This window comes from Sphingomonas naasensis (genome assembly GCF_004792695.1).
Classification (GTDB): domain Bacteria; phylum Pseudomonadota; class Alphaproteobacteria; order Sphingomonadales; family Sphingomonadaceae; genus Sphingomonas; species Sphingomonas naasensis.
In genome coordinates, this window is the sequence record NZ_SRXU01000003.1 from 206,056 (window position 1) to 226,097 (window position 20,042).

The 20,042-nt window shown below is 67.0% G+C and carries 18 protein-coding genes; 12 read left to right on the forward strand and 6 right to left on the reverse strand.

Going from position 1 to position 20,042, the window contains the following annotated elements; genetic code table 11:
- The first annotated feature begins 70 nt into the window (after positions 1–70).
- Complete coding sequence (locus tag E5A74_RS08965; protein WP_135983960.1) at positions 71–1,084, forward strand: LacI family DNA-binding transcriptional regulator; 1,014 nt, start codon at positions 71–73, stop codon at positions 1,082–1,084.
- A gap of 144 nt (positions 1,085–1,228) precedes the next feature.
- Entirely contained in the window at positions 1,229–2,665 is a 1,437-nt protein-coding gene (locus tag E5A74_RS08970; RefSeq protein ID WP_135983962.1) for a glucoamylase family protein, read from the forward strand.
- 11 nt (positions 2,666–2,676) lie between these two features.
- Here the strand turns inward: E5A74_RS08970 and E5A74_RS08975 are convergent, their stop codons facing one another.
- A complete protein-coding gene (locus E5A74_RS08975; protein WP_135983964.1) occupies positions 2,677–3,558 on the reverse strand; it encodes a LysR family transcriptional regulator in 882 nt (293 codons plus the stop codon).
- A 101-nt stretch (positions 3,559–3,659) separates the two neighbouring features.
- Here E5A74_RS08975 and E5A74_RS08980 point away from each other — a divergent pair, with 101 nt between their 5' ends.
- Complete coding sequence (locus tag E5A74_RS08980) at positions 3,660–4,118, forward strand: nuclear transport factor 2 family protein (protein WP_166745706.1); 459 nt, start codon at positions 3,660–3,662, stop codon at positions 4,116–4,118.
- Between the two features lie 8 nt (positions 4,119–4,126).
- Here the strand turns inward: E5A74_RS08980 and E5A74_RS08985 are convergent, their stop codons facing one another.
- The 5 genes from E5A74_RS08985 to E5A74_RS09005 all read right to left on the reverse strand — a co-directional run bounded on the left by E5A74_RS08985 (position 4,127) and on the right by E5A74_RS09005 (position 12,138).
- Positions 4,127–4,843 (reverse strand): copper homeostasis protein CutC, encoded by a 717-nt coding sequence (locus E5A74_RS08985; protein WP_135983967.1) that lies wholly within the window; start codon positions 4,841–4,843, stop codon positions 4,127–4,129.
- A gap of 39 nt (positions 4,844–4,882) precedes the next feature.
- Entirely contained in the window at positions 4,883–6,688 is a 1,806-nt protein-coding gene (locus E5A74_RS08990) for a family 43 glycosylhydrolase (RefSeq protein WP_135983969.1), read from the reverse strand.
- Positions 6,685–7,362, reverse strand: coding sequence for a DUF6445 family protein (locus E5A74_RS08995; protein WP_135983971.1), 678 nt, complete (start codon positions 7,360–7,362; stop codon positions 6,685–6,687). The genes E5A74_RS08990 and E5A74_RS08995 overlap by 4 nt, the downstream gene beginning before the upstream one ends.
- Before the next feature lie 72 nt (positions 7,363–7,434).
- On the reverse strand, positions 7,435–10,374 hold the full coding sequence (locus E5A74_RS09000) for a TonB-dependent receptor (RefSeq protein WP_135983972.1): 2,940 nt from the start codon (positions 10,372–10,374) through the stop codon (positions 7,435–7,437).
- A 231-nt stretch (positions 10,375–10,605) separates the two neighbouring features.
- Positions 10,606–12,138, reverse strand: coding sequence for a tryptophan halogenase family protein (locus E5A74_RS09005; RefSeq protein ID WP_135983974.1), 1,533 nt, complete (start codon positions 12,136–12,138; stop codon positions 10,606–10,608).
- 268 nt (positions 12,139–12,406) lie between these two features.
- Between E5A74_RS09005 and E5A74_RS09010 the strand changes: the two genes are divergently transcribed.
- Genes E5A74_RS09010 through E5A74_RS09045 form a run of 9 tightly spaced genes read left to right on the forward strand, consistent with a single transcriptional unit; the run spans position 12,407 to position 20,041 of the window.
- On the forward strand, positions 12,407–12,991 hold the full coding sequence (locus E5A74_RS09010) for a Pvc16 family protein (RefSeq protein ID WP_168355591.1): 585 nt from the start codon (positions 12,407–12,409) through the stop codon (positions 12,989–12,991).
- A 4-nt stretch (positions 12,992–12,995) separates the two neighbouring features.
- Positions 12,996–14,195 (forward strand): glycosyltransferase family 4 protein, encoded by a 1,200-nt coding sequence (locus E5A74_RS20890; RefSeq protein ID WP_166745708.1) that lies wholly within the window; start codon positions 12,996–12,998, stop codon positions 14,193–14,195.
- Between the two features lie 19 nt (positions 14,196–14,214).
- Positions 14,215–16,032, forward strand: a complete 1,818-nt coding sequence (locus E5A74_RS09015; protein WP_166745709.1) for a phage tail sheath family protein — start codon at positions 14,215–14,217, stop codon at positions 16,030–16,032.
- Positions 16,033–16,072: 40 nt separating this feature from the next.
- On the forward strand, positions 16,073–16,528 hold the full coding sequence (locus tag E5A74_RS09020; protein WP_135983981.1) for a phage tail protein: 456 nt from the start codon (positions 16,073–16,075) through the stop codon (positions 16,526–16,528).
- The gene (locus E5A74_RS09025; RefSeq protein ID WP_135983983.1) at positions 16,528–17,046 is read left to right on the forward strand and encodes a phage tail protein; all 519 of its coding nucleotides are present in this window, start codon (positions 16,528–16,530) and stop codon (positions 17,044–17,046) included. Before E5A74_RS09020 ends, E5A74_RS09025 begins: the two co-directional genes overlap by 1 nt.
- Positions 17,046–17,252 (forward strand): DUF5908 family protein, encoded by a 207-nt coding sequence (locus E5A74_RS09030; RefSeq protein ID WP_135983985.1) that lies wholly within the window; start codon positions 17,046–17,048, stop codon positions 17,250–17,252. The genes E5A74_RS09025 and E5A74_RS09030 overlap by 1 nt, the downstream gene beginning before the upstream one ends.
- A gap of 1 nt (position 17,253) precedes the next feature.
- Positions 17,254–17,946 (forward strand): LysM peptidoglycan-binding domain-containing protein, encoded by a 693-nt coding sequence (locus E5A74_RS09035; protein ID WP_135983987.1) that lies wholly within the window; start codon positions 17,254–17,256, stop codon positions 17,944–17,946.
- Positions 17,943–19,742, forward strand: a complete 1,800-nt coding sequence (locus tag E5A74_RS09040) for a phage baseplate assembly protein V (RefSeq protein WP_135983989.1) — start codon at positions 17,943–17,945, stop codon at positions 19,740–19,742. The genes E5A74_RS09035 and E5A74_RS09040 overlap by 4 nt, the downstream gene beginning before the upstream one ends.
- On the forward strand, positions 19,742–20,041 hold the full coding sequence (locus E5A74_RS09045) for a PAAR domain-containing protein (protein WP_135983991.1): 300 nt from the start codon (positions 19,742–19,744) through the stop codon (positions 20,039–20,041). Before E5A74_RS09040 ends, E5A74_RS09045 begins: the two co-directional genes overlap by 1 nt.
- Position 20,042: the final 1 nt, after the last annotated feature.

A 20,042-nucleotide genomic window follows, 5' to 3' on the forward strand; every position in this document is an offset into this window, starting at 1 on the left:
GGCGAGGATTGCAATCGCCCTTGCGGTCTGAAACGTAGGAAACATGCGCGAGACCGGGAGCAGGAGGAAAATGGGAGAGGCCACCATTCGCGATGTCGCCCGCCGCGCCGAGGTTTCGGTCGCGTCGGTTTCGCGCGCGCTCAACGGCCTCAACAATGTTCGCGGCGAGACGCGCGAGCGGATCGTCGCCGCGGCAAAGGAACTGGGGTACGTGCCCCACGCCGGCGCGCGCAGCCTCAGCCTCGCCCGGGCGCATGCGATCGGCGTCGTCCTGCCCGACCTCCACGGCGAATTCTTTTCCGAATGCGTGCGCGGCATGGACCGCGAGGCGAGCCGGCGCGGCTATGTGCTGCTGCTCTCGAACATGCATGACGACAGCGAGCAGTCTGCCGCGGCGCTGCGCACGATGCGCGGCCGGGTCGACGGGCTGCTGGTGATGGCGCCACACATCACCCCCGAATCGCTCGAGCGCGCGCTGCCGGCGGCGTTGCCCGCGGTATTGATCAACGCGCCCGGCGAAGTCGCCGCGCGGCCGGCGTTGCGGCTCGACAACCATGCCGGCGCGCACGCGATGGTCGAGCATCTGCTGGCGGGCGGCTATCGCCACATCGTCCATATCGCGGGGCCCGAGAGCAATGTCGACGCGCAGGAGCGGCTGCAGGGCTATCGCGACGCGCTCGCCGCCCTCGCGCCAGACATGCCCGTGCGGGTGATCGCCGGCGACTTCAACGAGGAAGCCGGCGAGGCCGCGGCGCGGCAGATCCTCGCCAGCCACGAACCCTGCGACGCCGTGTTCGCCGCCAACGACATGATGGCGATCGGCTGCCTCCACACGCTGCGCCAGGCGGGCAAGCGCGTGCCCGAGGACATCGCCGTCGCCGGCTTCGACGATGTGCCGCTGGCACGCTATCTCGCGCTCACCACGATCGAGGTGCGCATCGCCGAGATCGGCGCGCGCGCGGTCTCGCGGCTGGTCGACATGCTCGAGGGCAAGGGCCCGGGCGGCGGCGTCGAGCTATACGCGCCCGAGCTCATCGCGCGCGCGACCACCGCCGCACGCACCGGCGCGACCGCCCATGGTTGACCGCGCCCCTATCCTCGCGCGGCGGACGACGCCTGGCCCGGCGCGCTTTTCGCGTGCCGTTGATGTAACCGGTTTCAAAACACCCCTCCTGGGAGGCGACGTCTCTGGCGTCGCCTCCCGTTTTTTTGGGGTATAGGGAAAGACATGATCGATCGACGCGCGCTGCTCACTCGCTCCTCGATGCTCGCGGCGGCGGGAGCCCTTCCCGCCTGCACGCCGACTGCCCGGCCCGGTGCCGCCCCCGCCGGCAACGCCCTCCCCGCATTCTATGCGGATATCGAGGAGCGGACGTTCCGCTGGTTCTGGGATACGGTGAATCGCAAGAACGGGCTGGTGCCCGATCGCTGGCCGACGCTGAGCTTCTGCTCGATCGCCTCGGTCGGCTTGGGGCTCACCGCCTATCCGATCGGTGTCGAGCGCGGCTGGTGCACCCGTGCCGAGGCGCGCGATCTGACGCTTACCACGCTCCGCTTCTTCTGGAATGCGCCGCAGGGGCCCGAGCCGACCGGCAAGACCGGCCATAAGGGCTTCTTCTACCATTTCATCGACATGGAGACCGGCGCGCGCTTCCGCGACGTCGAGCTGTCGAGCGTCGATACCACGCTGCTCCTGATGGGAGTGCTGTTCGCCGGCCGCTATTACGACCGCGACGATGCGGTAGAGGGCGAGATCCGCAAGCTGGCGCAAGCGCTCTATGCCCGCGCCGACTGGAACTTCTTCCGCAGCGACGGCCGCAAGCCGGTGTCGATGGGCTGGCATCCCGAGCGCGGGCTGATCCCCGCCAGCTGGACCGGCTTCAACGAAGGCATGTTCGTCTATGTGCTCGGCCTCGGCGCGCCCGAGCATCCGCTGCCCGCCGACAGTTGGCAGGCGTGGACCGCAACCTATCCGCGTTCGTGGCGCGGCGACGGCCCGACACGCCACCTCGCCTTCGCGCCGTTGTTCGGCCATCAATACAGCCATATCTGGGTCGATTTCCGCGGCATCCAGGACATGGTGATGCGCGAGGCGGGGCTCGACTATTTCGAGAACAGCCGCCGCGCGACCTTCGCCAACCGCGCCTATTGCACCGCCAATCCGAAGAATTGGGACGGCTGGTCGAAGGACGTCTGGGGCCTCACCGCCTGCGACGGACCGGGCAATTACGAGCGTCCGTTCAAGGGCGAGACGCGCGAATTCTTCGGCTATGCCGCGCGCGGGCCGCTCGGCCAGCCCGACGAGCGCGACGACGGCACGCTGGCGCCGACCGCCGCGCTGGGTTCGCTGCCGTTCGCGCCCGAGATCGTCATCCCCTGCGCCGAAGCGCTGCGCCGCGAGCACGGCGACCGGATCTACGGGAAATACGGCTTCCTCGACTCGTTCAACCCGAGTTTCCGCTTCACCGACGTGCGGCTGGAAACCGGCACCGTCGATCCGACGCATGGCTGGGTGGCGAAAGACCATCTCGGCATCGATCAGGGGCCCATCCTGCTCCAGGCCGCCAATTACCGGAACGACTTCGTCTGGCGGCACATGCGCGAGGAGCCGGCGATCCGCCGCGGGCTGACGCTGGCGGGGTTCAAGGGCGGCTGGCTGGGCTAGAGGCCCGTGCGTCAGCTGAGGATCGCCTCGATCGCCTGGCGCTCGTTCGCGACGAAATCGAACAGCGCCGAGACGCGCGCGGTGCGGCGAAGCGCGCGCGTGGTCAGCAGCTTCCATGTGCGGGCGAGCTCGGGGACGGGACCGAACAGCCGCACCAATGCCGGATCGGCATCGGCGATGTTCGCGGGCAGCGGCGCGATGCCGATCCCCGAACGCACCGCCTGCAACAGGCCGAGCACGCTGTTCACCCGCGCCGCGACATGCGCCTCGCCGGCCACTTCCCGAAGCCAGGCGACGACGCGGTGCTGCGACAGCGTCTCGTCGAAAGTGACCAGCGAATGCCGGGCCAGATCGGCGACGTTCGCGGGCGCGCCGCGCCGATCGACATAGGCGTTGCTGGCATAGACTGCCCAGACCGAATCGGCGATCTTGCGCCCGATCAGATCGGCGTCGGTGTCGCCCGATCGAAAGGCGACGTCCGCATCGCCCCTGGCGAGATCGAGATAGCGATCGCTGGTGACGAACTCGACCTGAAACTCGGGGTGCAGCGCCTGGAAGCGCTCGATAAGCGGCATCAGCCGCGGCACGATCGGTTCGGGGCAGGTGACGCGGATCAGTCCGGCTTCGATATGCGCGGCCTCCCCCGCCTGCCGCATCAATCGCTTGACCGCGGCGTCGACTGCCTCGGCCTGCGGAAGAAGCAGGGCGCCGAAGCTGGTGAGCGCATAGCCCGCGGGGGTGCGAGTCATCACCGGCTGGCCGAGCTGCGCCTCGAGCGCCATCAGCCGGCGCTGCACGGTCGATTGATTGACTCCGAGCGCCCGCGCCGCGGCGATGGTGCTGCCGTGGCGCGCCACCGCGAGGAAGTGCCGCAGATGATCCCAGTCGAGCATGCCCGCACCCGCAAATTCGCGGCCCCTTGGTAGCAAGCTTGCGGCTCCCGCGCAGCCCCGTTCCCGCCTAGCCTGCACGCGCCCGGAAAAAGGAGGCGATGATGCGGTGGTTCGGATCCCTGATATTGCTCCTCATCGCCGCGCCGACGGCCGCGCAGGACGAGGCGAGTCTGCGCAAGGCGGATGCCGCCCAGCACGAAGCGGCGCGCACCCGCAACGCCGATGCGCTCGCGGCGATGATGCACCCCGATTTTCAGGTGAACTCGCCCGAAGGCGAGATGTGGTCGCGCGAGAAGACCATCGCGCTGTGGCGCAACCGCGGCATCGGGCATGATCGCTTCGACCGGACCGTGGAGAGCGTCATCCTCGACGGCGATGTCGGTGTCGTGGCGGGCAGCGAGATCGTCCAGCCGTCGACCGACAGCATCGCCGGCAAGCGCCGCGCGGACGGCGCGCAGCCGGTGCGGCGCCGTTTCACCAACGTCTGGCTGTGGAAGGACGGGCGCTGGTGGTTCCTCGCGCGCCATGCGAACGAGATGGTCAAGGCCCCGGCGAAATAAGCGGTCGGCTACGCGATCGCCGCACGCATCCTGGCTACGATCGCGCTGTCGGTCTCGCGGCGTGGACCGGTCGCGAAGCCGAGTCGCAGGGTGGTGGCGTCGGGCTCGGGACCAGGGCGGCTGGCCGAGCCATGTACCTCGCGCACGCCGGTCCCGGCGATGATGTGCGCGACATTGGCAGGGGTGACGCCCGATCCGGCGATGATCGCGATCCGATCGCCGGCGGCTTCGACCATCGCGGCGAGCGTCGCGAGGCCCTCGATCGCCGAACGTTCGCCGCCCGAGCTGAGGATCTTGTCATAACCCAGCGCCGCAGCCTCGCGCACCGCGGCGACCGGGTCGGGCACGCAATCGATCGCGCGGTGGAGGACGATCGCCCCGTCGCGCGCGGCGTCGCGGAAGCGCGCCAGCGCATCGCGGTCGAGCGTGCCGTCAGGCGTGAGCGCGCCGACCACCACGCCGGCAGCGCCCTGCGCGAGCGTAAGCCGTATCTCCTCGATCATCATCTCCGCCTCACCCTCGACGAGGACGAAGCCACCGGCGCGCGGACGGATCATCGCATGTGTCGGGCAGCCGCTGCGCACCGCCTCGGCGATCAGCGCCGCGGACGGCGTGAGCCCGCCCAGCTCGAGCGCAGAGCACAGCTCGAGGCGATCGGCGCCGCCGGCAACGGCCGCAGCGAGGCCGGCGGAATCATCGACACAGATTTCGAGAAGCGTAGGCATGGCGGCTTCCTAGGCAAGCGCCACGCGACGGGGAAGAGGCTAGTCGATCCGCACCGGCTTCGAGCGCCGCGACACGCCATTCTCGTCGAACGCCTCGACCGCGACCCAATAGCCTTGGCCCTTGTTGAGCGCGCGCAGCTCGAGCGTCGTGCCCTGATCGGCCCAGTGCTGGTAATTGAGCGTCAGGCGATCGGGCCGGATACCCCAGAGCACATTGTAGCCGACCGCGCCCCCGACCGGCTTCCATGCGATATGCGCGTTGCGCTCGTCGCTATCGCGCTTCGCCGAGACTCCGCCGGGCATCGCCGGGGCCTTGCCGCCTGCGCTGCCGAACACGCGGATGTCGCTGATCGCGAGATTAGCCGCGCCGACATGGCCATGGACATAGCGGACATAGCGCGCCTTCACCGGGGCGGGCAGTTCGAGATAGGCATTGGGCCGATCGCGGCGCGGCTCTCCGGTCCTGGCCAGCGGCGACCAGCGGCTGCCGTCGAGCGAGGATTCGAGCGCGAACTCGGTGTAGATGTCGTCGGCGTCGGCGAAGCGATTGGACTTATAGTCGGCGAAATTGACCTGCACCGCGCGCAGCGTCTTCGCCGCGCCGAGATCGAGCGTCAGCGTCTCGCCGGGCTTGTTGGCGCCGGCGACCCAGAAGGTCCGCGGATTCTCGTCGGTGACGCGATCGCCGGCGAACTCGCCCATGGTGGTCGAGGCAGTGGCCGGCTTTTTGTACGAAAGCAGCATCCAGCCGGTGAACAGGCTCTCGGGGTCTTCGACCTTCGAGGTCGCGGCATAATGCGGGAAATCGCCGAAGCGCGACGACGCCGCCATCTGCCCGTCGGGATAGAAGTGAACCGGATACATCACGATCCGGCGCTCCATCCCCCAATTATAGCCGATCCAGCTCGTCCCGCTGTTCCACCAATTGCCGTGGCGATCCTCGAAGGTCGAGCCGTGCCCCGCCCCCTGCGCGAAGCCGCCGGGACGATAGGCGACCGGATTCCACGGCGCATAGGTGAACGGGCCGAGCGGGCTTTCGGACACATAGGTGCCGTTGGCATAGGCGTTGAACTCGGATCCCGGCGCGCCGTACTGGAGATAGTAACGGCCGCCCTGCTTCGTCATCCACGCGCCCTCCATATAGGAGGGGCTCGGCTTGCCGGGCGCCCAGCAGGCGCAATGGTCCTGCCCGAAACGCTCCCAGCCATGAAGATCCGGGTGCAGGCTGAGCATCGGCGCGGCCTTGGTCTGATAGATCAACCGGCCGCTCTCGAAGGCGATCTTCGCGCCGTACATCGGGAAAATATTGGAGGAACCCCAATAGAGATACCATTGACCGTCATCGTCCTTGAACAGCGCCGGATCCCACGGGCCGGGCGGGATCTCGCCGGGCTTCATCTCCTCGGGCGCCTTGTTGGTGGCGCCGGGAAGCGGGGGCATGCGGCGGACGAGGAAATCGAGACGGCCGGTGTCAGGCGCATCCGTAGCGAGGATCGACTCCGGCTCCATCATCGAGGGCTGGACAAGGATGCGCGCGCCATCGGACCAGACCGCGGGCGCGACGATGCTGTCGAACGGCCAGCGGCTGGGCTTGATAAAGGTCCAGTCGACGAGATCGGTCGACCGCCAATAGCCGTCCGCCAGCGTCTGGAACATGTAGTACGCATCCTGATGTCGCACGATCGCGGGATCGGCGCCGGTGCGGTACGAGGCGTTGTCGTTGATCTGCTCGAAATTGTAGCGGTAATCGATGTCGATCGGATTGATCCAGGTCCGCTTCGCCGGCTGGGCGGCGGCGGTGCCCGCGAGCAGCAACGCCGCGGCGGCGAGCGGGGCACGGATCATGATCGATATCCTTTGACGAAGAGATTGGCGGTGAGCCGGCCGCGGCGTGGATCGGGGCTGAAGTTCATGTCTTCGGCGATCAGCCCCGAATGGAGCAGCCGACCCTGATAGATCGCCAGCCGATCGGCATGGCCTGCGACCGTGCCGATCGCTTCGAAAGAGTCGTTCGAGCCGTTGATATAGCCCGAGAGCGCGGCGCTCTCGCGCCGCGCGGCGGCGATGAAGCTGTCGCAATTGGCGTCGGTGATCGCCTCGATGCCGGTCGAACGCTGGCGGTAAAAGGCGGTACCGGGCGTGTCGCCCAGATAGTGCAGGATCGCGATATAGTCGGGATCGGTCGAATCGAAGTGCGGCGCGCGCTGCGGAAGGCTGAGCGTTTCGGGCCGCGCGGTGACCATCGAGAAGCTCGCGCCGAGCAAGTCGAAATGGACGAAGTCGAAGGCCCCGCCGAGGAAAGGCGCGACACCCTTGAGCGTGCGGCGGACATAAGCCCAGGCATCGCCATCGCGTTCGGACAGGATGCGGCGCACGCCCGGATAATGGGTCTTCGCGTCTGGCGAGAACGGCGCGAGCGCCGCGGCAATGTCGATCACGGCCTGCACGTCGCCGCTGAAGCCGTCGACCGTGACGACGGGGCTCTGGCTGGTTCCGACGCGGCGCAGCTCGGGTTTCATGTGGCCTGATTACAAAAAATCGGGGGAGGAAAGCAGGCCTCCCTCCCCCGAGTGGTTCGCTTCAAAGGGGGCTTAGAAGCGATATTTCGCACCGACCTGGAAGGTACGCGCGAAACCAACGGTGTTGTTCTCCTCGAGGCTCGGATTGGCACCCGAACCAGCGCCCCAGGTCGAATAGGCGCGGTTCACCGAGTCGAAGACGTTGAAGACTTCGCCGTCGATGGTCAGCTCATGGCCGCCCCACGGCATCTTGAACGTCTTGGCGAGCCGCAGATCGAGGTTCTTGTAGGCGATGAACGGCTTGGGCCCGAACACGCCGGCGTCGTTATAGTAGAAGCAGCCGCAGGTAGGCGTGGCCACCCGGCTGGTGTCGACATTGCCGAACCGCGGACCGGAGCTCAGCGTCAGCGTTCCCGACGCCTGCAGACCCCAGGGCAGATCGCCGATCGCGGTCGCGACGAAGCGCCACCGCTCGAGGCCGCGCGTCGGCTGCCAGCCAAAGGCATCCTGCCGACCGGCATTGAACATCTGCCCTTCGTCGAAGGCGATCGCCTGGTTCGACTTGGCGTCCGAGACGGTGAGCGACGCCGTCGCGCCCCAGCCCGAGTTCTTGCTGTAGGGCTTGTCGGCGGTGAGATAGAGGGCGGTGTAGCGCTGCTCGCCTTCGCTCGACCCGATGTTCAGACGACCGGTATAGCCCGCCGGACGGCCGTCCGCCGGGAAGTTGTCGCGCACCCACGCATCGCCGGCATCGGTGTACTGGCCATTGGGCTGACGGTTGCCGCGCACGAAGATGAAGCCGTTGTGCGAGCGGTTGTGCGCGACGGCGGCGGAGAACTGCACCGGACCGAAACGCTTGCGCACGCCCAGCGTGAACTGATCGGTGAACGGCACCTTGGCATCGTTGTTGATGACCCAGATATCCCCGCTCAGACCGGTCTGGCCGACCGCAGTACGCAGCGCCTGCGGATCGCGATATGCCGGGTTCCACGCCAGCTCGCCCGCGCCGCCGGTGCAACCCGGAAGCCCCGCAGCACCGCAGAAATTGACCGTCGCGTCGCTGCGGATGTTGTTGAACAACGTCTCCAGCGAGGCGAGATAGAAGATGTTGCGGTCATAGTAACGGCCGGCACCCGCGAAGAACACGAGATCGCGATCGCCATTGACGTCATAGGCGACGCCGAGGCGCGGCTGGAACGCCCCCTTGAACGGCGAGCGCTTCGTCCCGTCGGTGATATAATCCTCGGGGTTGATGCCCGCGGCCTGCCAAGGCTGGTAGTTGCGCAGCGCGTTGGCCACCTTGAACGGCGTCTGATAATCGTTGTTGAAGTTGTTGGATTCATAGTCCCAACGCAGGCCGACATTGACGGTCCAGTGATCGTCGATCGTCCAGTCGTCCTGCAGGAACACGCCGACCATGACGTTGTCGGCTTCCATCGGGGTCGGCGGCAACAGCGAGATCGTTGCGCGCACCGGGGTGCTCGAATCGGTCCCGGTGAAGCCCACGGCGTTGTAGGTGTACGAACCGTTGGCGAACGCGTCCTCGATACGCGTCAGCGTGTTCATCGAGACCTTGAGTCCCGCCTTGATCACGTGATTGTCGACGCCGGTATAGGTGAAGTTGTTCTTCCAGGTGTAGGATTCCTGATCGTTCGCCTGCTGGAACGAATTGGCGCCGCCGATCAGCACCTCGGCGCCGCCCGGATTGATCAGCTTGTATTCGGGCCCCTGGGTGATCGTCGGCGTGCCGGTGAAGCTCTTGAAATAGCTGAGCGTCAGCTCGTTCACGAAATTGTCGCCGCGATGCACCCATTCGAACTGGGCGTTCTTGGTGTCGGTGCCGAGATCGCGGCCGCCTTCGCGCAGGCGGGTGCCGCCATAATCGCGCACGTCGGATTCCTTGCGCAGGAAATAGCTGCCGTTGAGCGTGTCGGCGTCCGAGGCGAACAGCGTCAGTTTGCCGAAATAGAGGTCCTGCTTGAAATCGGCGGGGAAGCTGCCCGCGTTCTCCGACACGAGATTGGCCGGAATGCTCGGATCGGTGAGGTTCACCGCGAGGCCCGGCTGGGTCGTGCGCGTACCCTCATAGGCCGCGAAGAAGTGCAGCACGCCGGGGATGATCGGGCCACCCAGATCGGCGCCGAACTGCCAGCGCTTGTAATCGGGCTTCTCGTTCGCACCGGTCGGGTTGTTGGCATTGCCCGGACGGTCGAAATAGGGGCGGCCGTAGAACGACTTGGGCACGAACTCGCCGAATGCGCCGCCGTGGAATTCGCTGCCGCCGGTCTTGGTGACCGCGGTAATGATCGCCGAGCCTGCCTGCTCATACTCGGCCTTGAAATTCTGCGTCTCGACGCGGAATTCCTGCACGGCCGATTGCGGGAAGGGATTGCCCTGCGAGAAGTTCTGGCCCGCGACGCCGCCGAAACCGACCTGGTTCTTCTGGCTGGTGCCGTCGATGAAGACGTTGACGTTGTTCGAGCTGTTGCCGCCCGCCTGAATACGCTTGTTGTTGACGTCGGAGGAAACCGACACACCGGGCGCGAGCGCCGCGAAATTCAGGAAGTTGCGGTCGTTCTGCGGCAGGCTTTCCATCTGCGCCTGCGACACGTTGGTGCCGATCGTCGCGGAACGCACCTCCGAACGGGCGCGCGCGCCGGTCACCACGATCTCGGTGCCGGTCTCCGCCGTGGCACCGGCGGCTTCGCCGATGTCGAAATTGACCGTCTGACCGACCGGCACGACCACCGTCTCGGGAGCCGGACCGCCCGCGAGCTCGACGCGGTAGGTGCTCGGCCGCAGCCCGACGAGCACATAATTGCCCTGCGCATCGACCGTGGCGACGACGCTGCGGCCGGTGACCGTGTCGGTGACGGTGACCGTCGCGCCCGGAGCGGCGCCCTGGACATGGCCCTGCAGCGTGGAAGCGGTCTGTGCCGACGCGGGCGACCCGATCGTCAACGCAGCAGCAAGCGCAACGGCGGAAATGCCGCGCGCGATATTCATACGCATCTTTCTGGAATTCCTCACGATATTCCTCCCCTAACCCTCATTGTAACCGGTTACACGGCCGCTGACGCGACTTCTTGGTCTCCGACAACGATGTCAAAACCCTTTCCCGTCATATGTCAACAACGCGGCAGACGAGGTCTGGTTCGCGCGCGATGAGCTGTGTCGATCACGCAACAGTGAGCAGCGTGGCTTTTCCGCAACACCCCCAACACGCCGATTAGGCGTCCGCGCCTAGTTCGGCGACAGCGGCGCCTTGCAATAGCGCGCGATGAAATCTGCGTGATCGGGCATTGCCCGGGCGACGTCGGCGATCACTTCCTCGGTATCGTGGAGGAAGGCCGCCACCGTCTCGTCGGGGATCATCTCGACCATCGGATCATAGGCGACCGGCAGGCCCTGCCCCATCAACACCTGCACCCAGCTCTCCTCGCGGAACAGCTCGGCCGCGGCGCGGCGGAAGAAGCGGCCCGACGAAGCGAACAGATCGAGCCGCTCGGCAAGGCTATCGGGAATGGGCATATGCTTGAGATAGCGCCAATATTCGGTGTCCTCGCGCTCGGTGACCTTGTAGTGCGCGACGATGAAGTCGCGCACGTCGGTGAATTCGAAATCGTGCTGGCGATTATATTCGGCGATGTCGGGGGCGGCGAAGCCGCGATGCGGGAACAGGCCGATCAGCTTGGTGATGCCGGTCTGGATCAAGTGGATGCTGGTCGATTCGAGCGGCTCGAGAAAACCCGAGGACAGGCCGATCGCGACGACGTTCTTCTCCCACGCCTTGTGGCGCTTGCCCGGGCGGAAGGCGACCGCGCGCGGATCGGCGAGCGGCTTGCCGTCGAGATTGGCGAGCAGGGTCGCTGCCGCCGCATCGTCCGAGATCTGGGCGCTTGCGAAGACATGGCCATTGCCGATGCGGTGCTGGAGCGGAATGCGCCACTGCCAGCCATGGTCGCGCGCGGTGACGCGGGTATAGGGCGTCAGCGGCGACACGCTCTCGCACGGCACCGCCAGCGCGCGATCGTTGAGCAGCCACTGGTTCCAGTCCTCATAGCCGACGCCCAGCGCCTGGCCGATCAGCAGGCCGCGCATGCCCGAGCAATCGACGAACAGATCGCCGTCGACGGTGCGTCCGTCGGCAAGCACGACATGCGCGACATGCCCGCTCTCGCCGTCGAGCTTCGTGTCGACGATCCGTCCCTCGATCCGCTCGACGCCCTTCGCCTCGGCGCGGACGCGCAGATAGCGGGCGAGCAGCGACGCGTCGAAATGATAGGCATAATCGATGCCCGAGATGGGCGAGCCCGGGTTGCGCGGATCGGGGAAGCAAAATTTGTTCGCCATGCCGGCGCGGCAATTGAGCGCGTAATCGTCGAGATGGCGGATAGGCACGCCGAGGCGCTTCAGCCGCAGCCAGAGCTGGTGCGGATGGAGCCACATGAAATCCTGCCCGATCCGCCCGAAGCCGTGGAAATAGCGATCGTTGCCGTCGCGCCAGTTCACGAAGTCGATGCCGAGCTTGAACGTCGCCTGGCTCGCGCGGATCATCTCGACCTGATCGATCCCCGCCATCGCCATATAGTCGCGGATCGCCGGAATGGTCGCCTCGCCCACGCCGATGATGCCGATCTCGTCGGATTCGACGAGGCGGATCCGGTAGCCGCGAAAGACGTGCGACAGCAGCGCCGCGGTCATCCAGCCCGCGGTGCCGCCCCCGACGATGGTGATGGTCTCGAGCGGCACATTGTCGCGCGTCGTGTCGGTCATCGGCTCTCCTGCCCCGCCTTTGCCCGCGGTCGTCTTTGACTAGGCGAATCCGGGGCGGTTCGTAAACGGTTACAACGGCGACCGGGCCGCCGGCGCATGCCTCCGGATCGGACGGCTATTTCGGATGCGTCCTTTGTTGCCTGGTCGCGCGATCGCAATAGTCTGGCGGCGAAAGGTCGCGTTCGAGTCCAGCCGCTCCCGTGCAGGAGCGGCGGCAACATCCAGCAAGCTGCTGAAACCGCGAGGGGGAAGATCCTGGCCGATGGTCATGATCAGCGACATCTTATTGTCCGTGCGCGACCGGATCGAGTCGGCGCTGCAGGCGGCGCAGGCGCGCGACGAGGAGTGGATCCGGCTCGCCAACCTGACCGGGCTCGACGGCGCCACCCAACCCGAGATCGCCGGGCGGATCGTGATGTCGCTCGCGGCGCTCCAGCACGACACCAGCCTCGGCAACTTCCCTTCGATGCGCCACGGCGATGGCGACGACTACGCGATGGCGAGCGCGCCCCAGTTCATCGACGCCTATGTGCTGTTCACCTCGTGCTTCGTCGATGCGAGCTATGCGGCGGGGCTCGCCGCGCTCTCGCGGATCATCGAATATCTCCAGGAAAATCCGGTGTTCGATGCCGCGAGCGCCCCTGCGATCGGCGGCCGGATGGGCAATCTCGCGATCGAGATCGTCGCGCTGGATCTCGGCCAGATCAGCCATCTGGCGACCTATACCGGCCTCAAGGGGCAGCCCTTCATCCTCTATCGCCTGCGCCGCCTGCCCTTTGCCGGCGCGGCCATCGCGGCGGTGGCCCCGGCGGTGCAGGAAACCCCGCCGCCCCTGCTGCAGCCACGGGGATGAGGCCGTGACGACGATCTTCGATTCCTTCCTCGATCAGGCGCTGCGCAGCCTGCCGCTCGCGCCGCTTAAGCCGGCGGCCAAAGCGACCGCGCTGCCGCCGCGCGCCGCGCTGGCGGGCCGCTATGCCCGCTTCATCTCGATCGACATCCGCCATGAATTCTACAATCGCAGCGCCGGCCAGTGCAGCGACATCGTGATCGCACCGACTCCGCGCACCGCCGAACGGCTGGCACTCTACGGCTATGTCGTCCGGCGCCGCATCGGCGGCATCGACCTGTTCTGGGATCTCGCGGTTCGCGCGCAGGCCAATGGCATCTTCGCGGGGCTTCAGGCCCGCTACGGACAGGTGCCGGAAGACGTGTGGGCGCGGTTGTTCGAGCCGCCTTTGTTGTTCACGCTCCGGCTCGCCAATCCGCGCTTTGCGATATTCACCGAGATGCCGACCGATTTTCGCATCGGCGATCCGCCGCTGCGCCTCTCCACCCGCGCCAATATCCCCGACGGCGATGGCCGGGCGGCGCTCACGCTCGACTGGACCACACGGCTGACGCGGCCGAGCATCGTCGACACGCACGGGATGGAGGGTGTCGGGACCAGCACCCCGCTGATCGGGGGCGCGGATCCGGCGCCGCTCAGCCCCGCCGAACAAGGGCCCGCCGCGCAGGAGCGCGTCCAGGTCGAGCGGCATGCGCAGGCGCTCGCCCTGCTCGATCTGCACTTCACCCGCGCGGATCCGGCGCGGGTCGCAGGCTGGGACGGCATGCCCGTCGAGCGCGCGCCCGCCCGGCCGCGCGGCGGAACGCCCGATTTCTTCCGGCCGGTGACCTATACGCTCACCTTCGCGGCGCGGCGGACGCGGTGGCGCTATTTCGTCGCGGCGCGCGACGGCACGCTCGACGCATCCAGTCTCGGGGTGGTCGCCGCCGACGGCGGCGATGCCGGCTTCCGGCTCGATCCCGCCCCGCGCCGCCTGCCCGATGGCCGCGCGGCCGCCTGTCTCGCCGGCGAGGTCCCGCGTGCGATCCTCGCAAGCCCGACGGAGCGGCTCGCGCTCACCGGCCGACCGCTCGGCGGACGCAGCTACGCGCGGACCCTGGTCGACACGCTGCCCGGCGCGGGCGCCGACAGCATCACGCCGGCCAGGCCGGCACCTGCGGGAGGCGCACCGCCTCCCGCCTGGTCCGACATCTACGTCTTCGTCTGAACCCAAGGGGAGATACGCGATGGCTACCCAGTACAAGACACCCGGCGTCTACATCCAGGAGCCCGACAGCTTCCCGCCCTCGATCGTGGGGGTCGAGACCGCGGTGCCGTGCTTCATCGGCTACACCGCGCAGGCGACCGACACCGACAAGCGCGATCTCACGCTGATCCCCAAGCGCGTCGAATCGATGGCCGAGTTCGTCCAGTTTTACGGGCGTGGCTACTCGCAGCAATATTATCTCGCCGCGCTCGATGCCGATCCCGCCGACGAGAAGGACGCGGACAAGGGGGATGGCGGCAAGGACGCCGCCGACAAGCAGGATGCCGCTAAGGCGGCAGCCACCTCCCCCGATCTGAACTGGGGCAATGTCTCGCTCGACGGCAGCACCTCCTATGCGCTGATGCAGGTCGGCAAGACGGTATTCAATCTCTACAACAGCATGCGGCTGTTCTACGCGAACGGCGGCGGGCCCTGCTACGTGATCTCGTGCGGCGCGTTCGAGACCGACGGCAATCCCACCGCGATCTCCGCCGACGATTTCGGTTCGGCGCTGGGGGTGTGCGAGAGCTTCGTCGGGCCAACCACGGTGGCAGTTCCCGACGCGATCCAGCTCGCCGACAAGAGCCAGTTCGCCAATGTTGTCGCGCAAATGCTGCGCAGCTGCGCGAAGACCGGCGATCGAATGGCGCTGCTCGACATATGGGGTGCCAACACGCTGGGCCCCCGCGACGACTGGAAGCCGGCGATCGCCGACTTCCGCAGCGGCGTGGCATCGCAAGTGCCGCCCGAGATGTGGCGCTTCGGCGCGGCCTATTTCCCGCCGCTGGTGACCTCGGTGGTATCGCCCGGCGAAATCGACATCTCCAATTTCGCAACCGACGGCACCAGCGCGACGACGCTGCAGACCGCGTTACTGAGCGTGCTGAACGCAGCCTATCCCGCGCCTCCGCCGCCCCCGCCCAAGCCCGCGAGCGGCGAGACGGTGAGCGCCGACGACAAACCGGTGCCACCGTCTTCCCCGTCACCGGCCAACGGCACGACCAAGCCGGCTGCGAATCTCGCGCTGCTGAGCGACAAGGGAAAGTCGGTCTACGCTAATTACGTCCAGAAGATCGGCACCTCGCTGACCGCGCTGCCCAAGCCCGCCGACGCCAATTCGGTGGCGACCGGGATCACGCACAAGCAGTTGACCTCGGCCTTGGTCGCGACCGTGCCCGGTTTCCAGAATCTGCTCACCGCGATCGCGGCGACGCAGGGCGTGCTGCCCACCAGCGGTGCGATCGCCGGGGTATGGGCGACGAACGATTCCTCGCGCGGCGTGTGGAACGCGCCCGCCAATGTCGGCATCGCGACGATGGTGATGCCGAAGCTGCCGATCGCGGGCGACGATCAGGACGACCTCAACGTCCCCGTCCAGGGCATCGCGATCAACGCGATCCGCACCTTCCAGGGGCGCGGCAGCCTGATCTGGGGCGCGCGCACGCTCGACAGCCTGTCGAACGACTGGCGCTACATCCAGGTGCGCCGGACGATGATCTATGTCGAGCAATCGGTGAAGCAGGCGCTCGACGCGATGGTCTTCCGGCCCAATACCGCCCAGACCTGGGTCACCGTCGTGTCGATGATCGAGAGCTTCCTCCACGGGCTCTGGGCGTCGGGCGGCTTGATGGGGAGCAGCCCGGCCCAGGCGTACAACGTCGTCGCGGGGCTCGGCAGCACGATGACACCGGACGACGTGCTCAACGGCGTGATGCGCGTGCAGGTGACCCTGCAGATGGTCCACCCGGCCGAGTTCATCGAGCTCACCTTCAAGCAGCAGATGCTCGGCGGCGCCTGAGCCTGGCGCCACCCCTTCCCTCTTCTGACAGGAGCAGATCATGGCTGACGGCACTGCACAGGACGAAATCTGGCCGCTTCCCAAATTCTACTTCAACATCGATCTCGGCGACGGCAAGATGCAGGGCTTCTCGGAGATCAGCGGGCTGGAGAGCGAGACCAAGGCGATCGAATATCGCCATGGCGACAGCGCGGTGTTCGCGCCGATCAAGATGCCGGGGCTGCGCAGCGTCGGCAACGTCACGCTCAAGAAGGGCGTGTTCACCAAGGATTCGATCTTCTGGGACTGGTTCAACGAGACCCAGCTCAACATCATCAAGCGCCGCACGGTGATCATCAACCTGCTCAACGAGAAGGCGTCGCCGATGATGACCTGGACGCTGACCAACGCCTTCCCGGTCAAGATGCAGGCGACCGACATGAAGTCCGACGCGAGCGAGGTCGCGATCGAGACGCTCGAGCTCGCCTACGAGACGCTGGCGGTGAAGGCGGCCTGATGCCCCCGGCCGCCGCCCCCGCCAAGGATCCCCGCGAGCGCCCGCTGCGCGCCGACGGCGTCTATATGCCGCCGCCGGTGTTCGCCTTCCGCGTCGACATCGACGGCGCGGAGAGCGACACCAGCTTCCAGGAGGTATCGGGGCTCGAGGTGCAGTTCGAGACCGAGGACGTGATCGAAGGCGGACAGAACCGCTATGTCCACAGGCTGCCGACACGCACCAAATATTCGAACCTGATCCTCAAGCGCGGCGTCGTCACGCGGGGGTCGGCATTCGGCAGCTGGGTGTCGCGCGCGCTCTCGGCCGGGCTCGTGCAGCAGGGCGGCGGCGCGAAGACGATCGGGATCAAGCTGGTCAACGAGAAGAAGCAGCCCCTGGTCGCGTGGAATGTCTTCGGCGCCTACCCGCTGCGCTGGGAGCATACCCCGCTCAATGCGATGGGCAACGACGTGCTGATCGAGACGGTCGAGCTGACCTACCAATTCTTCCAGCGCCAGAATTTCCCGCAGGCCGCGTGATGCCGCTCGAGATCCGTCAGATCGCGATCCAGATGCGCGTCGCCGAGGATTCGGGCGAGGCGGAGACGCCGGACGGTCCGCGCTCGATCATGGAGCTGTGCGACTGCGACGACGACGAAGGCGACGAGGAGGAGAAGCAGGCCGCGCTGATCGAGCGCTGCGTCGAGGCAGTGCTCGCCGAGCTCGCGCGCCGCCAGGAGTGGTGAGATGGCGGGCAAGGGCGGCCTCGACAAGCTGACGATCACCGGCTTCGCCGATCCCGGATTCAACAGCCAGGCCAGGACCCGGCCCAATCCACTCAAGGTGATGATCAACCCCAACCAATATTCGCAGGCGATGGGGGTCTGCTACACCCGCCAGCAAGGTGCGGGGGGCACCGGCAAGAAAGTCGTGTTCAACCGCGACAAGGGCGAGGCGCTCGAGCTCGCGCTTGTCTTCGACGGCACCGGCACCGTGCCCGACGCGCCGACCAAATCGGTCGACGACCAGCTCGCCGACCTCAAACGGCTGATCTACGAGGTCAATGGCGACATCCATTCGCCCAACTACGTCCAGCTCGCCTGGGGAAGCCTGTTGTTCAAGGGCAGGCTCAAGACGCTGGGGATCGACTACACGCTGTTCGCGCCCGACGGCACGGCGCTGCGCGCCAAGGCCAAAGCGGTGTTTCTCGGCTATCACGACAATACCGATGGGCGCGCCGCGCAGAAGCTGAGCTCGCCCGACATGACGCATGTCGTGACGGTGCTGGCCGGCGACACGCTGCCGCTGCTCTGCCACCGCATCTATGGCGACAGCCGCTATTATCTTGCCGTCGCCGAGCATAATCGCCTCGACGATTTCCGCACGCTCGAGCCGGGCCGGGCGCTGGTCTTCCCGCCGATCGCGCGGGCGGGCCGGTGAACGCCCCCTCGCCCGCCACCAGGTCTGGCCTTCCGGTCAGGCTGGTGCTCACCGTCGAGGGCAAGACGATCGACACCGATCAGATCGCGTCGGTCGAGATCTGGTGGGAAGCGAACCGCATCCCGCGAGCGCGCATCACGCTCTATGACGGCCAGCCCGACAGCGAGAGCTTCCCGTTCAGCGACGCCGAAACCTTCGTGCCCGGCAAAAGGCTTTCGATCGCGGCGGGCTATGGCTCGGAGGCGACGGTGATCCACAAGGGCGTGGTGGTCCGCCACGGCCTGCGCATCCTCCCCGGGGCGTCCGCGCAGCTGGTCGTCGAGACCAGCGACCCGCTGCTCAAGATGACCCTCGCCCGCCACAGCGCGGTCACCGAAAAGGCCACCGACGCCGCGCTCATCGCCGCGCTGGTCTCGGCCAATGACGGGCGCATGGCCGGCAATGCCGCGGCCACCACCCCGGTCGAGGCGATGGTGCAGGCACACGCCTCGGACTGGGACCTGATGCTGCTCCGCGCCGAGGCGAGCGGCTGTGTCGTCGTTGTCGACGACGCGACCGTCGAGGTGGTTTCGCCGACGGCCGCGGGCAGCGCGGCGCTCACGCTCGAATATGGCGACGCGATCCTGAGCTTCGACGCGCAGATCGACGCGGTCTCGCAGCTCGCCGCGGACGCGGTGACCAGCCGCGCGTGGAGCTATGCCGATCAGGCCGTCACCGAAGCCACGCCGACGGGCGGCACGACGATCACGGTTCCGGGCAATCTCACTTCCGCCACGCTCGCGAAGGTGCTCGGCGTGACCGGCTTCGTTCAGCAAACCGCGGCGGCGCGCGGCGAGGACGAACTCGGCAAATGGGCGGCAGCGGCGCTGATGCGGGCAAAGCTCTCCCAATTCACCGGCACCGTGAAGTTCCAGGGCAGCGCGTTGACCCGACCGGGCACGCTGATCACGCTCGCCGGACTCGGCGATCGCTACAATGGCGACGCCTTTGTCAGTGGGGTGCGCCACCTCATCCGCGGCGGCGATTGGCACACCATCGTCGATCTCGGCATGCCGGCGGAGCGCTTCGCCAGCCGCGAGGCGCGGATCGCCGATCCGCCCGCGGCGGGTCTCGCGCCGCCGCTGCGCGGGCTGCACATCGGCAAGGTCAAGGCAGTCGCCGAGGATCCCGACGGCGATTTCCGCGTGCAGGTGGCGCTGCCGCTCACCGACGACGCGAACCTTGTGTGGGCGCGGCTCGGCCAGCCCTATGCGTCGAGCGGCTTCGGCTGGTCCTTCTTTCCCGAGGTGGACGACGAAGTCGTGCTCGGTTTCATGAACGAGGATCCGGCGAGCGCGGTGATCCTCGCCAGCGTCTATTCGAACCAGCGCGCGCCGACCCATACGCCGAACAAGGCCAACGACATCAAGGCGCTGGTCACGCGTTCGAAGATGGAAGTGAACTTCAACGACAAGGACGTGATCCTCAAGATCAGCACCCCGGGCGGTCGCACCGTCGAGCTCGACGACAAGACCGGGACGGTCACCGTCACCGATCCCAACGCCAACAAATTGGTGATGAAGAGCGACACGGTCGAGCTGGTCAGCGCGGCGAACATGACCATCAAATCCGCCGCCAACATGACGATCGACTGCGGCGCGAACCTGACGATCAAGGCCGCGATCAAATGCGACACCAGCGCGATCCAGATCAACACGACTGCGTCGAGCCAGCTCGCGCTCGCCAGCAACGGGATGGGGTCGCTCAAGGCCGCGGCGATCCTCGAGGTCAACGGCGCGCTGGTGAAGATCAACTGATGCCCCCCGCCGCGCGCCTCACCGACATGCATGCCTGCCCGATGGTGACGCCGGGCGTGCCGCCGATCCCGCACGTCGGCGGGCCGATCAGCGGCCCCGGCGCGCCGACCGTGCTGATCGGCAGCCTTCCCGCCGCGCGGATCGGCGACATGGCGGTGTGCGTCGGCCCACCCGATTCGATCGTGAAGGGGTCGGCGACGGTGCTGATCGCTGGCATGCCCGCCGCGCGGATCGGCGACAGCTGCGCCCATGGCGGCTCGATCGTGCTGGGCCTGCCCACGGTGCTGATCGGAGGCTAGG